General features: G+C 74.1%; 13 protein-coding genes. 10 read left to right on the top strand and 3 right to left on the bottom strand.

The window, feature by feature from the left end; genetic code table 11:
- Nucleotides 1–231: 231 nt before the first annotated feature.
- The gene (locus BLT82_RS33705) at nucleotides 232–1149 is read left to right on the top strand and encodes a tetratricopeptide repeat protein (RefSeq protein WP_280142515.1); all 918 of its coding nucleotides are present in this window, start codon (nucleotides 232–234) and stop codon (nucleotides 1147–1149) included.
- Between the two features lie 102 nt (nucleotides 1150–1251).
- On the opposite strand, the gene BLT82_RS33710 is transcribed toward BLT82_RS33705, so the two are convergent.
- Entirely contained in the window at nucleotides 1252–2532 is a 1281-nt protein-coding gene (locus tag BLT82_RS33710; RefSeq protein ID WP_208868117.1) for a DUF1015 domain-containing protein, read from the bottom strand.
- Nucleotides 2533–2656: 124 nt separating this feature from the next.
- On the opposite strand from BLT82_RS33710, the gene BLT82_RS33715 reads away from it, so the two are divergent.
- From BLT82_RS33715 to BLT82_RS33730, 4 genes are all read left to right on the top strand, one after another.
- Nucleotides 2657–3691 carry an HAD-IIA family hydrolase gene (locus BLT82_RS33715; RefSeq protein ID WP_093661868.1) on the top strand — a complete coding sequence of 345 codons (1035 nt, stop codon included), beginning with the start codon at nucleotides 2657–2659 and terminating at the stop codon, nucleotides 3689–3691.
- A gap of 84 nt (nucleotides 3692–3775) precedes the next feature.
- Entirely contained in the window at nucleotides 3776–4837 is a 1062-nt protein-coding gene (locus tag BLT82_RS33720) for a FecCD family ABC transporter permease (RefSeq protein WP_404205726.1), read from the top strand.
- Nucleotides 4834–5871, top strand: coding sequence for a FecCD family ABC transporter permease (locus BLT82_RS33725; RefSeq protein WP_093661872.1), 1038 nt, complete (start codon nucleotides 4834–4836; stop codon nucleotides 5869–5871). Before BLT82_RS33720 ends, BLT82_RS33725 begins: the two co-directional genes overlap by 4 nt.
- Before the next feature lie 65 nt (nucleotides 5872–5936).
- On the top strand, nucleotides 5937–6776 hold the full coding sequence (locus tag BLT82_RS33730) for an ABC transporter ATP-binding protein (RefSeq protein WP_093661874.1): 840 nt from the start codon (nucleotides 5937–5939) through the stop codon (nucleotides 6774–6776).
- Nucleotides 6777–6809: 33 nt separating this feature from the next.
- Here the strand turns inward: BLT82_RS33730 and BLT82_RS33735 are convergent, their stop codons facing one another.
- Complete coding sequence (locus tag BLT82_RS33735) at nucleotides 6810–7157, bottom strand: SCP2 sterol-binding domain-containing protein (RefSeq protein ID WP_093661876.1); 348 nt, start codon at nucleotides 7155–7157, stop codon at nucleotides 6810–6812.
- Nucleotides 7158–7199: 42 nt separating this feature from the next.
- On the opposite strand from BLT82_RS33735, the gene BLT82_RS33740 reads away from it, so the two are divergent.
- From BLT82_RS33740 to BLT82_RS33760, 5 genes are all read left to right on the top strand, one after another.
- On the top strand, nucleotides 7200–7610 hold the full coding sequence (locus BLT82_RS33740) for a hypothetical protein (RefSeq protein ID WP_093661878.1): 411 nt from the start codon (nucleotides 7200–7202) through the stop codon (nucleotides 7608–7610).
- Nucleotides 7611–7617: 7 nt separating this feature from the next.
- Entirely contained in the window at nucleotides 7618–8433 is an 816-nt protein-coding gene (locus BLT82_RS33745) for a TlyA family RNA methyltransferase (protein WP_093661880.1), read from the top strand.
- A 20-nt stretch (nucleotides 8434–8453) separates the two neighbouring features.
- On the top strand, nucleotides 8454–9371 hold the full coding sequence (locus BLT82_RS33750; RefSeq protein ID WP_093661882.1) for an NAD kinase: 918 nt from the start codon (nucleotides 8454–8456) through the stop codon (nucleotides 9369–9371).
- Nucleotides 9372–9547: 176 nt separating this feature from the next.
- Nucleotides 9548–11266, top strand: coding sequence for a DNA repair protein RecN (gene recN / locus BLT82_RS33755; protein WP_093661884.1), 1719 nt, complete (start codon nucleotides 9548–9550; stop codon nucleotides 11264–11266).
- A gap of 347 nt (nucleotides 11267–11613) precedes the next feature.
- Nucleotides 11614–12708: a glycosyltransferase family 4 protein gene (locus BLT82_RS33760; RefSeq protein ID WP_093661886.1), complete on the top strand. Its 1095-nt coding sequence runs from the start codon at nucleotides 11614–11616 to the stop codon at nucleotides 12706–12708.
- A 34-nt stretch (nucleotides 12709–12742) separates the two neighbouring features.
- On the opposite strand, the gene BLT82_RS33765 is transcribed toward BLT82_RS33760, so the two are convergent.
- Nucleotides 12743–14380 (bottom strand): PucR family transcriptional regulator, encoded by a 1638-nt coding sequence (locus BLT82_RS33765; RefSeq protein ID WP_093661888.1) that lies wholly within the window; start codon nucleotides 14378–14380, stop codon nucleotides 12743–12745.
- Nucleotides 14381–14415: the final 35 nt, after the last annotated feature.

Here is a 14415-nt window from a genome sequence, read left to right on the forward strand (position 1 = left end):
GACGACCGTGGTGGTTTCCGTCGTGATGACCGTCGGGATGATCGTGGTCCGCGCCGCGACGACGACCGTGGTGGATACGGGCGTCGCGACGACCGGCCGCGTGGGCCGCGCCGGGACGACCGGGCCGGTGGGGGCTACCGCGGGCGAGACGACCGTGGCGGGTACGGCCGCCGTGACGACCGGCGTGATGACCGGCGTGACGACCGCGGGCGCGACAGGGACCGGGAGCCGATCAAGCGGCTGCCGATCCCCGAGGACGTCACCGGCGAGGAGATCGACAAGGACGTCCGCCAGGAGCTGCAGAGCCTTCCCAAGACGCTCGCCGAGGACGTCGCGAGGAACCTCGTCATGGTCGCGCGGCTGATCGACGAGGACCAGGAGCAGGCGTACGGGTACTCGCGCGTGGCACTGCGTCTCGCGTCCCGTGTGGCCGCGGTGCGCGAGGCCGCCGGCTTTGCCGCCTACGCGACGCAGCGGTACTCGGAGGCGCTGGCGGAGTTCCGTGCCGCGCGCAGGATGACCGGCAGTGTCGAGCTCTGGCCCGTCATGGCCGACTGCGAGCGCGGCTTGGGCCGGCCCGAGCGTGCGCTGGCGATGGCCGGTGAGGCGGAAGTGCAGAAACTCGACAAGGCCGGGCAGGTCGAGATGCGGCTCGTCGCCGCGGGTGCCCGCCGGGACATGGGACAGCTGGACGCGGCCATCGTGACCTTGCAGAGCCCCGAGCTCGCGTCGAACGCCGTGCAGCCGTGGACCGCGCGCCTGCGCTACGCGTACGCGGACGCCCTGCTGGCTGCCGACCGGGAGACCGAGGCACGCGAGTGGTTCGCGAAGGCCGTCGAGGCGGACAAGGACGGTTCGACCGACGCCTCCGACCGGCTCGCCGAGCTCGACGGCGTGGAGTTCGTCGACGCCATGGGCGACGACGAGCACGACACCGCCGGCGAGGGCGGCGTCGCGACGGAGGACGCCGGGACCAGGGGCGACGCCGAGGAGGCCGGGGAGAGGGACGAAGCCGACGCACGTCCCGCCGCCGCGGACGGCGAGACCTCCGAGGACGCACCGGAAGGCTCCGAGGACGACAAGGCCGACGCGGACGACGCTGACGACCCGGACGACCGGCGCGACGAGGGTGACGGCGACAAGGCCTGAGCCTGCCGCGCCCCACGGGTGCGTACGCGAGGACAGATGAGGCCGGGCCCCTGAGCGAATCCGCTCAGGGGCCCGGCCTTTCGCGTTAGTCGTCCTCCGCGCTCAGTCCAGATTCAGGCTGCGCAGCACGAGGCCCGTCGCCGGCTTCGGGCCGAAGGACGTCGACTTGCGCGGCATCGTGACGCCCTGCCGGGCCAGGTCGCGTACGACCTCCTCGCGCACCGGGTGCATCAGGACGGCCGTGCCTCCCCGGCGTTCGGCCTGGACGACCGCGGCCTCCGTGTCGTGGATGTAGGTGATCTCCTCGGGGGAGTCCGGGATGTGCCAGATCTGTTCCAGCAGGGTGGCGTGGAGGACCGTCGCGTCCAGTCGGCGCCAGGCCTCCGGGCGGTCGGCCGGCACCGTGCGCTCCAGGAGCGCGGGGTCGGGGCGGTCGATCAGATGGAAGCGGCCGTCCCCGGCGAGCACGTACGCGTTGCCCTCGCCGACCGCCTCCGCCAGGGCGCCGAGGGCGTGCGACAGCGGCCCGTCGATCTCGCGGACGCGGAAGATGCCGTCGACCGCGGCGAGCGCGTCCGCGACCGGCAGCCGGTTCAGCAACCGGTGGATGGAGCGGACCTGGAGGGGGTAGCGCGCGGTGTCGATGAGCAGCACCAGGCCGTAGCTCCAGGCGCCGGGTGCGGGCCGCTCCTCGCGGAGCCGGAGGTAGGTGGCCCAGCGGTGGTGGCCGTCGGCGATGAGGGCCTGCTGACGGGCGAGGTCGGCGGCGATGTCCGCGAGGTCGCCGGCGTCCGTGACCGACCAGAGGCGATGGCTGAAGCCGTCCTCGGTCGTGGTCGACAGGAGCGGTTCCTCGTGGATGACGCGTTCGATGACGGCGCTCGCCCCGTTCGCGGGGCCTTCGCTGCGGTAGGTGAGCAGCAGGGGTTCGAGATTGGCGCCGGTGGTGCGCATCAGGGCCGTGCGGTCGGCCACCACGTGCGGCATCACGTCCTCGTGCGGGAGGACGATGCCCTCCTCGGGGGCCGACAGCGCCAGCGCCCCGATGATGCCGCGCTGCAGGATGACGCCCCTGCGCTGTTCGTACACGTACAGCGCGGGCTGCGGGTCGGGGGCGAGGACGCCCTCGGCGACCCAGCGGTCGAGGGTCTCGGCGGCCTGCTCGTGGCGGGCCGTGGCGGTCGCCGCCTGGGGAAGGATCAGCCGGACGATGTTGTAAGGGTCCGCGGACTCGAGATGGTGCAGTCCGTCGGGCCGTACGACGACGTCGTAGGGCGGTGAGGTGACCGCGGCGAGACTGCCGACCCGCTCGGGGACGTAGCGCAGTCCACGGAACGGGACCATGTGCAGACCCTCGACTGCCCTGTCACCTCGCGTGCTCATTGGTGCATCGTATGTGGCCGGAGCGATGCGCGATGATCGGGGGAGCGCGCGGCGATCGGGACGCGCCACCGATCGAGGGCCCCGGCCGGGTGGACCGGGAGCCGGGAGTGAGGAGCGGAGCAGCATGGGTGAGCGGGGCAGGACCAGGCCGGACGGCAGCCCGCGGGCGCTGAGCGAGGTGTACGACACGGCTCTGCTCGATCTCGACGGGGTGGTGTACGCCGGCGGGGAGGCCGTCCCGCACGCGGTGGAGTCCCTGGAGAAGGCGCGTGACGGCGGGATGCATCTGGCGTACGTCACGAACAACGCCCTGCGGACGCCGGACTCGGTGGCGGAGCACCTCACCGAGCTTGGCGTGCCTGCGGAGCCCGGCGATGTGATCACCTCGGCCCAGGCCGTTGCCCGGCTGATCGCCGAGCAGGTCCCGGGCGGCTCGCGGGTGCTGGTCATCGGGGGCGAAGGTCTGCGGGTGGCGCTGCGCGAGCGGGGTCTGGAGCCGGTGGACTCGGCGGACGACGACCCCGCGGCGGTGGTTCAGGGTTACGGCGGGCCGGAGCTGCCCTGGGGGCGGCTCGCGGAGGCGTCGTACGCGGTGGCCCGCGGGGTGCCGTGGTTCGCGTCCAACACCGATCTGACGATCCCGAGCGCGCGCGGGATCGCGCCGGGGAACGGCGCGGCGGTCGAGGTCGTCCGGATCGCGGCCGGTGGCGAGCCGCAGATCGCGGGGAAGCCGCTGCCTCCGATGCACCGGGAGACGATCCTGCGGACGGGTGCTGAGCGGCCGCTGGTGGTGGGGGACCGGCTCGACACCGACATCGAGGGCGCGTTCAACGGCGGGGTGGACTCGCTGCTCGTGCTGACCGGGGTGACGGACCCGGCGCAGCTGCTGCGGGCGGAGCCGAAGCACCGGCCGACGTACGTGGACCGGGATCTCCGCGGGCTGCTCACGGGGCAGCCCGAGGTGGAGTCCGCCGGTTCGGGGGACGGATTCGTTTGCGGCGGCTGGACGGCCTCCGTGCGGGGCGACGCCCTGGTGCTCGAAGGGGACGGTCAACCGCTCGACGGGCTGCGGGCGTTGTGCGCGGCTGCGTGGACCCACGCGGGGGACCGGTCCGGTTCGGCGGACGCGGGCAAGGCGCTGGCCCGGCTCGGCTGGTGAACGGCCGCGCGGGAAAGGGCCGGTGGGAGGGGGTCGCACGGCTCCCCGATCGAAGCGAAATAGAGGATAGGCTAACCTAACCGCGTGTTGGTCGACAGTCCTCCCGAACAGAGCGCGGACCGGGCGGCCGCGGCATCCGCGCCCGAGCCGCGCAAGCGCCATGCGCTGCGTGCGGCCGGCCTGCTGCTCGCCGTCGGCGTCCTGCTGCTGGTCTGCGTCGCGAGCATCGCGATCGGTGCCAAGTCGGTGCCGGTCGCCGATGTGTGGCACGGGCTCTTCCAGAACTCCGGTACCGGCAACGACGTGGTGATCCGCGATGTCCGGGTGCCGCGCACGGCGCTGGGCCTGCTGGTGGGTGTCGCCCTGGGCCTCGCCGGCGCGGTGATGCAGGCGCTGACCCGCAACCCGCTCGCCGAGCCCGGCCTGCTGGGGGTCAACGCGGGCGCGGCCGCCGCCGTCGTCACGGCCATCAGCTTCCTCGGGGTCACCTCGATCACCGAGTACGTGTGGTTCGCCTTCTTCGGCGCAGGCGTGGTCTCCGTGGTCGTGTACGTGCTCGGCGGCAGCCGCGGCGCCACCCCGGTGCGGCTCGCGCTCGCCGGTACGGCCGCCACGGCCGCGCTGTTCGGCTACGTCAACGCCGTACAGCTGCTGGACTCGGCGGCCCTGGACCGGCTGCGGTTCTGGACCGTCGGTTCACTCGCCTCCGCCGATCCCGCGACGATCGGCAAGGTGGCACCGTTCATCGGCGCCGGTGTGGTGCTGGCCCTGCTGATCGCCCGGCCGCTCAACGCCCTCGAGATGGGCGACGACACCGCCCGCGCGCTGGGTGCCCATCTGACCCGGACCCGGGTGCTGGCCATGGTCGCGGTCACCCTGCTGTGCGGTGCGGCGACCGCCGCCTGCGGGCCCATCGTCTTCATCGGGCTGATGGTCCCGCATCTCGTCCGCGCCATCACCGGCCCCGACATGCGCTGGATCCTCCCGTACGCCGCGGTGCTGTCGCCCGTGCTGCTGCTCGGGTCGGACGTCGTCGGCCGGGTGGTCGCCCGTCCCTCGGAGCTGCAGGTCGGCGTCGTCACGGCGTTCATCGGCGGCCCCGTGTTCATCTATCTCGTACGGCGCAAGAGGATGGCGCAGCTGTGAAGGCCGTGAAGGCGATACGCACCCCGGGCGGGCTGTCCGTCCGCGTGGACCCGAGGGCGGCCCTTGTCGGCCTGCTGCTCCTGGCCGCCGCGCTGGCCGTGGCGGTCGTGCTCGTCGGCAGCGGCGACTTCCCGATGACGCCGGGCGAGGTCGTCGCCACCCTGCTGGGCGATGGTACGCCCGCGCAGGAGTTCATCGTCCGGGACGTGCGGCTGCCGCGGGTCCTGGTGGCGCTGCTGGTCGGTGCGGCGCTCGCGGTCGGCGGGGCGCTCTTCCAGTCCATCTCCCGCAATCCGCTCGGCAGTCCGGACGTGCTCGGGTTCGGCCAGGGGTCGACGGTCGGTGCGCTGACGGTGATCGTGCTGTTCAAGGGGGACGCCTTCGCCACCGCGGGCGGCGCGATCGTCGGCGGACTGGTGACCGGCGCCGTCGTATACGTCCTTGCCTGGAAGCGCGGTGTGCACGGCTACCGGCTCGTGCTGATCGGCATCGGCATCGCCGCGATGCTCACCGGTGCCATCCACTACCTGATCACCAAGGCCAACCTCGTCGACGCCACCCGCGCCGTCGTGTGGATGACGGGCTCGCTCGACGGCCGCGACTGGAGCCAGTTCTGGCCGCTGCTCGCCGTCTGCGCGGTGCTGGTCCCGCTGTCGCTGGCGTACGGGCGGCCTCTGCGGATGCTGGAGATGGGCGACGACGCGGCGTACGCCCTGGGGATCCGCGTGGAACGGACCCGCGCCGTGCTGATGGGCTCCGCGGTGCTGCTCACCGCAGTCGCCACGGCGGCGGCCGGCCCGATCGTCTTCGTGGCGCTCAGCGCGCCGCAGCTCGCCCGCCGGCTCACGCGGTCGCCCGGTCCGAACCTGGCTGCGAGCGCCGTGATGGGCGCCGCCCTGCTGGTCGTCGCGGACTGGGTGGCGACCTCGGCGTTCGGCGACCGCCAGCTCCCGGTCGGTGTCGTCACCGGGGTGCTCGGCGGCGTCTACCTGCTCTGGCTGCTCGTCACCGAACGCAAGGCGGGCCGGATATGACGGCCGGCGCCGGGCGTACGAGCGCAGACCCGCACCAGAACGAGAAGACCCCCAGGAGTACGTCCATGCAGCGCCTCACCGCGGAATCGGTCACCCTCGCCTACGACCGGCGGGTGATCGCCGAGGAACTGTCGGTGGGGATACCCGACAACTCGTTCACGGTCATCGTCGGCCCGAACGCCTGCGGCAAGTCCACGCTGCTGCGCGCTCTCTCCCGGATGCTGAAGCCCACTCAGGGCCGGGTGCTGCTGGACGGGCAGACGATCCACTCGATGCCCGCGAAGAAGGTCGCGCGGACGCTCGGACTGCTGCCGCAGTCGTCGGTGGCGCCGGACGGTATCACCGTGGAGGACCTGGTGGCCCGCGGCCGGTATCCGCACCAGGGCCTGCTGCGGCAGTGGTCTCCGGAGGACGAGCGGATCGTCCAGGAGTCGATGGCGGCGACCGGCGTCGCCGAGCTGGCCGACCGCTATGTGGACGAGCTGTCCGGCGGGCAGCGCCAGCGCGTCTGGATCGCGATGGCGCTCGCGCAGCAGACGCCGCTGCTGCTGCTCGACGAGCCGACCACCTTCCTCGACATCCAGCACCAGCTGGAGATCCTCGACCTCTGCGCCGAACTGCACGAGACGCAGGGCCGCACGCTCGTCGCGGTGCTGCACGACCTCAACCAGGCCGCGCGGTACGCGACCCACCTGGTAGCCATGCGGGGCGGGAAGATCGCCGCGGAGGGGGCGCCGGCTGAGGTGGTCACCGCCGAACTCGTCGAGCGGGTCTTCGGGGTCCGCGCGCAGGTCATCGACGACCCGGAGACCGGTACGCCGCTGGTGGTGCCGCTGGCGCGGCGTGGCCGGGCCGCGGACACCCCGCGGCCGGCCGCCTCCGGCGCGGCCGCGGCGGCGTCCTGAGGCCGTGGCCGTGACGGCGCGCGGGCGCCGTCGCTACAGCAGCGCCCGCAGCCGCAGCAGATCGCGGAAGCCGGCCTCGAGCCCGACCCGGCCCGAGGCCCAGGCCTTGGCGAAGTTCAGCCGTCCGTCGACCAGCGCCAGCAGGTCGTCACCGGTCATCGCCAGCCGGATGTCGGCCTTCTCCACGGGTGGTCCGTCGAGCGTGTCCAGTACCTCGATCCGGCCCGCCGCGAGGCGCCCCGTGAAGGTGACGTCCAGGTCCTTGATGTGACAGCTCAGGGAACGGTCGAGCGAGGCCGCGCTGCGCACGTCCCCGTCCGCCTTCGCGAGATTGTCCGAAAGTCTGTCGAGTGCGCCGCGGCACTCCTCTGTCGTCGCCATTGTGATCGACGGTACCCCAGGGCTTCGCGGTAGCGTCTGGGCATGAGCGACTCGATCGAAACGTCCCGGACGGCGCACGAGGGGCCCGGGGCGGCGCACGAGGGGTCCGGGGCGCCTTTCCCGGCACCCGGTCCGGCGGCGGGCGTCCCCGCCGCGGGACACACGCCCGTGCCCGGCGACGGCGAGCAGGCCGGCTCCGAGGCGGCCGGGACCGGGGTCACCGGGGCCGCGGCCGAGGAGCCGTACGACCCGGCCGCTCCCGCACCCCTGGGCGTCGAGCGCGTCTCCACCGGCCACGCCGGGATCGACGCGCATCTCGAGCGCCTGGCCGACGCCGACCACCTCCCGGCGGACGGCCACCTGGAGGTGTACGAGGATGTACACCGAGGGCTCCGCTCCACGCTGACCACGCTGGACGCCCGACCGGACGACTCGTACGACCACAGGAGCTGAACCGAACGTGGCAGGAGTGGCACGCCGCCGTCTCGACGCCGAGCTGGTACGCCGCAAGCTCGCCCGCTCGCGCGAGCACGCGAGCCAGTTGATCGCGGCGGGGCGGGTGACCGTCGGCGGCAACACCGCCACCAAGCCCGCCACCCAGGTCGAGACCAGTGCCGCCGTCGTCGTCGTCCAGGACGACAGCGACCCCGAGTACGTCTCGCGCGGCGGGCACAAGCTCGCGGGCGCGTTCGCGGCCTTCGTGCCCCGCGGACTGAAGACCGAGGGCCGGCGGGCGCTGGACGCGGGCGCCTCCACGGGCGGGTTCACCGATGTGCTGCTGCGGGCCGGCGCCGCCCACGTCGTCGCCGTCGACGTCGGCTACGGCCAGCTCGCCTGGTCGCTGCAGAGCGATGAACGCGTGACGGTCAAGGACCGTACCAACGTGCGCGAGTTGACCCTGGAGGCGATCGACGGGGAGGCGGTGGACCTGATCGTCGGGGACCTGTCCTTCATCCCGCTGGGCCTGGTACTGCCCGCACTGGTGCGCTGCGCGGCGCCCGGCGCCGATCTCGTCCTCATGGTCAAGCCGCAGTTCGAGGTCGGCAAGGAGCGCCTCGGCAGCGGCGGAGTGGTCCGCAGCCCGGAGCTGCGTGCCGAGGCGGTGCGGACCGTGGCACGGCAGGCCGCCGGGCTGGGGCTCGGCGTGCTGGGCGTGACCGCGAGTCCGCTGCCGGGACCCTCGGGCAATGTCGAGTACTTTCTCTGGCTCCGGGCCGGGGCACCGGAGCTCGACCCGGCGGATGTCGAGCGCGCAGTGGCGGAGGGGCCGCGTTGACCGATACGAGCGAGACCACCATGGACACGCGGACGCGGACCCGTACCGTGTTCCTGCTGGCCCACACCGGCCGGCCGGCTGCGATCCGCAGCGCCGAACTCGTCGTCCAGGGCCTGCTGCGCGCGGGAATCGGGGTGCGCGTGCTCGCCTTCGAGGCCGCCGACCTCCCGCTGCCGCAGTCCGTGGAGACCGTGCCCGAGGCCACGCCGGAGGTGCTCGACGGGTGTGAGCTGCTCATCGTGCTCGGCGGCGACGGCACGCTGCTGCGCGGGGCCGAGTTCGCCCGCGCCTCCGGGGTCCCGATGCTCGGGGTCAACCTGGGGCGGGTCGGGTTCCTCGCGGAGGCGGAGCGGGACGATCTGGACAAGGTCGTCGACCGCGTCGTGACCCGGGAGTACGAGGTCGAGGAGCGGATGACCATCGACGTGGTCGTGCGCCGCAACGGCGACATCGTGCACCGTGACTGGGCGCTGAACGAGGCCGCCGTGCAGAAGGTCTCCCCGGAGCGGATGCTCGAGGTCGTCCTGGAGATCGACGGCCGGCCGGTGACCGGCTTCGGCTGCGACGGCATCGTGTGCGCCACCCCGACGGGGTCGACGGCCTACGCGTTCTCGGCGGGCGGGCCCGTGGTGTGGCCCGAGGTCGAGGCGCTGCTGATGGTGCCGATCAGCGCCCACGCCCTCTTCGCCAAGCCCTTGGTCACGTCGCCGTCGTCGGTGCTCGCGGTCGAGGTGCAGCCGAACACGCCGCACGGTGTGCTGTGGTGCGACGGGCGCCGCGCCGTCGAGCTGCCGGCCGCGGCCCGGGTGGAGGTGCGGCGCGGCGAGGTGCCCGTACGACTGGCCCGGCTGCACCACGCCTCGTTCACGGACCGGCTGGTGGCGAAGTTCGCGCTGCCGGTCTCGGGCTGGCGGGGCGCGCCGCACAACGACACATGACGCCGACCCGGTCCGCAGCGCCCTCCCGGCCCGCCGCGCAGGGGTTCGCCGGCCGGGCCGCCGGCCACTCCCACGGGTGATGACGAGCGCGCCGACCTGCGGTTGTGTACCCGGGAGGCGGGGGCCGTCGCACACTCGGCCCCGGACCTCGTAAGGTCTTCTCCGTGTTGGAGGAGATGCGGATACGGTCGCTCGGGGTCATCGACGACGCCGTCGTCGAGCTGTCACCGGGGTTCACGGCGGTCACCGGTGAGACCGGTGCGGGCAAGACCATGGTCGTCACCAGCCTCGGGCTGCTGCTCGGCGGGCGCGCCGACCCCGCCCTCGTACGGATCGGCGCCAAGTCGGCCGTCGTGGAGGGGCGGGTCACCGTGCCCGCGGGCGCCCCCGTGGCCGTACGGGCCGAGGAGGCGGGCGCCGAGCTCGACGACGGGGCGTTGCTGATCAGCCGGACGATCTCCGCGGAGGGCCGCTCCCGGGCGCACCTCGGCGGGCGGTCGGTTCCGGTCGGCATGCTGACCGAGCTGGCCGACGAACTCGTGGCCGTCCACGGCCAGACCGACCAGCAGGGACTCCTCAAGGCCGCTCGCCAGCGGCAGGCCCTGGACCGGTACGCGGGCGACGCGGTCGCCGGGCCCCACGCCAAGTACGCGGCCGCGTACCGGCGGCTGAAGGCCGTCTCCGCCGAGTTGGCCACGCTGACCACCCGCGCCCGTGAACGCGCCCAGGAAGCCGATCTGCTGCGTTTCGGGCTGAACGAGGTCGCGGCCGTGGAGCCGCGCGCCGGGGAGGACGCGGAGCTCGCCGCCGAGGCCGAGCGGCTGGGTCACGCCGAGGCCCTCGCCTCCGCCGCGGCCGTGGCGCACGCCGCGCTCGCCGGGAACCCGGAGGACCCCGAGGGCGTCGACGCGACCACGCTCGTCGCCGGCGCCGGCCGGGCCCTGGACGCCGTCCGCGCCCACGATCCCGCGCTGGCCGCGCTGGCCGACCGGATGGGCGAGATCTCCATCCTGCTCGCCGACGTGGCGGGTGAACTCGCCGGGTACGCGGACAACCTCGACGCCGACCCGCTCCGGCTCGCGGCGGTCGAGGAACGGCGGGCCGCGCTCGGCGCGCTCACCCGCAAGTACGGCGAGGACGTGAACGCCGTCCTGGCCTGGGCCGAGGAGGGCGCCGGCCGGCTCACCGAGCTGGAGGGCGACGACGACCGGATCGACGAGCTGACGGCGGAGCGCGACGCGCTGCGCGCCGAGCTGTCCGGCCTCGCCCAGGCACTGACGGACGCCCGCACGGGCGCGGCGGCCCGCTTCGCGGAGGCGGTGACGGCGGAGCTGGCGCATCTCGCGATGCCGCACGCACGCGTGACGATCGACATCCGCCAGACCGACGACCCCGAGGGGGTCGAGGTCAACGGGCGTACCGTCGCCTGCACCTCGTCCGGAGCCGACGAGGTCGAGCTGCTGCTCGCCCCGCACCCGGATGCCCAGCCTCGGCCGATCGCCAAGGGCGCCTCCGGCGGTGAGCTCTCGCGCGTGATGCTCGCGGTGGAGGTCGTCTTCGCCGGGACCGACCCGGTGCCGACGTACCTCTTCGACGAGGTCGACGCGGGCGTCGGCGGCAAGGCGGCGGTGGAGATCGGCCGGCGCCTCGCCAAGCTCGCGAAGACCGCTCAGGTGGTCGTGGTGACGCACCTCCCGCAGGTGGCGGCGTTCGCCGACCGGCAGTTGCTGGTCGAGAAGACCAACGACGGATCGGTGACCCGGTCCGGGGTCACGGTCCTGGAGGGTGAGGACCGGGTGCGCGAGCTGTCCCGGATGCTCGCCGGCCAGGAGGACTCCGAGACTGCGCGGGCACACGCGGAGGAACTGCTGGCGACGGCCCGAGCCGATGCCTGAGCAGGTGTGCTGATCCCGGTCGCGGGCGGGTAGGGGCGGATGATCCGTGCTCCGGCGCGGGCGGCGCCGGGGCCGTGGCCGGGGTGGTGCACTGCGCGTGACGGGCGCGCGGACGGCGGCGTGCGCGGTCGGAGCGCACCAATGACGCCCCCACGCACGCCGTGGACGACCGCGCAGGACCGTTCCTCGCCCGGCAGCAGCGGTCGCGGAGCCGTATCGGGCGAGCGGATGACCGCCGGTGTGCGCTCACCCGTGTGGGTGATCCCGTCGGGGCTGTTGAGGCTCCGGACACGGGAACGACATCCCGGCGGTGCCGGAACGTGCGTACGGACTGGCATCCTTGGCGCGTGACACAGCTGCGTACGGTCCAGGTACTGGGCGGCGGCAGCGCGGGCAGCAGCGCTCACGTCAGGTCACTGGCCGGGGGCCTGGTGGCGCGGGGAGTGGGGGTGACCGTGTGCGCGCCCGCACCCCTGGAGCACGAATACGACTTCCACGGCGCCGGGGCACACTTCGTGCCCGTGCCGCGCCGCAGCGACCCGGCGGCGGTCGGGGCGCTCCGGGCGGCGTGCGCGGGAGCGGACGTCGTCCATGCGCACGGTCTCGACGCCGCGGTGCGGACCGCCCTGGCGATCAGCGGGCAGGGCGTGCCGCTGGTGGTCACCTGGCACACCCGGACGCGGACCGCGGGGGCGCGCGGCAGGTTGTCGCGGATGCTGGAGCGAAGGGCGGTGAGGGCGGCGGCGGTCGTGCTGGGCACGTCGTCCGAGCTGGTGGACCGGGCCCGGAGCAGTGGCGCGCGGGACGCCCGGCTCGCCCCGGTCGCCGTACCGCCCCCGGTCCCGGCCCCGGACCGCCCCGAGAGCAAGGCGCGGGCCGAACTGGGCGCGGTGGACCGGCCGTTGCTGACGGCCGTCGGCAGGCTCGAGCCGGGGCGCGGCCACGGCACCCTCCTCGACGCGTCCCACCGGTGGCTCGGGCTCGACCCCGTGCCGCTGGTCGCGATCGCGGGGGAGGGGCGGGAACGCGCCCTGCTGCAACGGCGCATCGACAGGGAGGGCCTGCCGGTTCGGCTCCTCGGCCGCCGCGACGACGTCAGCGAGCTGCTGGCGGTCTCCGACCTGGCACTGCTGCCGAGCAGCTGGGAGGCCCGGTCGCTGCTCGCCCAGGAGGCCCTCCGGCTGGGCGTGCCGCTCGTGGCGACCCGGGTCGGCGGCACGCCCGAGCTCGTGGGCACGGCCGCCGAACTCGTGCCCTACGGAGACGCCGTGGCCCTCGCCGCCGCCGTCAGCCGCCTGCTGGCGGACCCCGAACGCCGCAGCCGGCTCGGGACGGCGGGGCGGGCCCAGGCGGCGACCTGGCCGACGGAGGACGAGACCATCGCGCAGGTCCTGAGCATCTACGACGAACTCACCCAGCCGCCGCGCCCGCGTACGGCCTGACCGCGGCGGCCTGCCCGCCCCGCGCCCGCCCGGCCTACAGCGTGTGGCGGCGGGCGCGCAGGGCCAGGGAGAGGGCCAGGACCGTCTGGGGGTCGTCCAGGTCGGTGCCGAGGAGTTCGGAGATGCGGGCCAGGCGGTTGTAGAGCGTCTGGCGGTTGAGATGGAGCTCGCGGGCCGTCTCCGCCTTTCGGCCGGCGTGGGCGAGGAAGGTCTGGAGCGTGGGCAGCAACGCCGGGCGGGACGTGCGGTCGTGCTCCAGGAGCGGTCCGACCGCACGGTCCACGAACGCGGCCAGATCGGGGTGGTCCCGCAGCCGCCACAGCAGCAGGTCGATGTCGAGGCGGCGGGCGTCGTACCACGGGCGGTCGGGCAGGCCCTGGGCCGCCGCCGCCGTCTCCGCCGCGTGCCGCAGGCCCGCGGAGGCCGCCGCCCATCCGCCGGGGACGCCCACGACGACCACCGGCGGATGGACCCCGGCCCGTGCCGGGCCCGCCATGCCGGCCCTTTCCAGACCGGCGCGCAGCGCCGCCGCGACCCGGTCGGCCACCGCCGTGCGTTCCGACTCCGAGCGCAGGCCCAGCAGCAGCGGCACCCGTCCCTCGACGGGGCGCACCCCGAGGAGCACGGGCACGCCGACGGACGCCAGTTCCTCCAGTACCGCCCGGGCCAGCAGCGCCCAGTTGCCGGACGGGTAGAGCTCGGGCGCGAGCCGCATCACCACCGGCAGCAGCGGGCCGTCACCGGGCCGGAAGCCCAGCACCTTCGCCTGGGCGGGCGCGTCCTCCGCCGTGATGCGGCCCTCGGCGAGATCCGTCAGGAAGTCGCCGCGGCCGCGCGCCGCCAGCTCCTCCTCCTGCCGGGCCTGCATCAGGACGACCGCGAGCACGCCGGCCGCCCGTTCGGCCGCCATCCGGTGCACCGGAAGGAGCGGCCCGGAAACGGCGAGCAGCACGAGCCGCGCGCGTACCGCCCCCGCCCCGTGGCCACCCCCCGGCACGTCCACCAGCACCGATCCGGACGGTGGCCCCGCCTCCCGCGCCGACCGCTGGCCGCGCAGCCCCTCCCAGACCTGGAGCGGATCGGCCGCGGCCGGCCCGGTGCCAGTGCCCGCCGCGTAGAGCAACTGGCCGTCGGCTGTCTCCAGGAACACCGGGTTCGCGGTGAAGTCCGCCAGGATCCGCAGTACTTGGGGGATCCCACCGCCTTCGAGGAGGGCCCGGGTGCACTGCCGGTACACCTCTTCCGCCTGCTGCAGCAGCGCGTAGTGCCCGTTGACGATCTCGGTGTGGACCTCCTCGGTCACCGAGACGAACGGGACCTCGCGATGGAGCTGGATCAGTGGCAGTCCGGCCGTTCTGGCGGCCTCGACGATGCTGGCGGGCAGCCGGGTGAAGCGGGGACCGAGCTCCACGACCAGCGCGGCGATCCCACGTTCGGCGAGCCGGTGCACGAAGGCCCGCTGCTCGGCGGGCCGGGCGCCCAGACCGAGGCCGGTCGTCAGCAGCAGTTCGCCGCCCTTGAGCAGCGACGCGATGTTGGGGACCTCACCGGCGTGCACCCAGCGCACGGTGCGGTTCAGCCGGTCCCCGCCGGCGACGACCTCCGGGAGTCCGCCGCGCAGTGCGGGCAGTTCGAGCGCCCGCTGCACGGTGATCCCGCCCTGTGTTTCCATTGCCGGGACGCTACCTGGGCGAGAGTTCGAAGGAC

Origin of the sequence: Streptomyces wuyuanensis (assembly GCF_900103455.1) — a bacterium.
Classification (GTDB): Bacteria; Actinomycetota; Actinomycetes; order Streptomycetales; family Streptomycetaceae; genus Streptomyces; species Streptomyces wuyuanensis.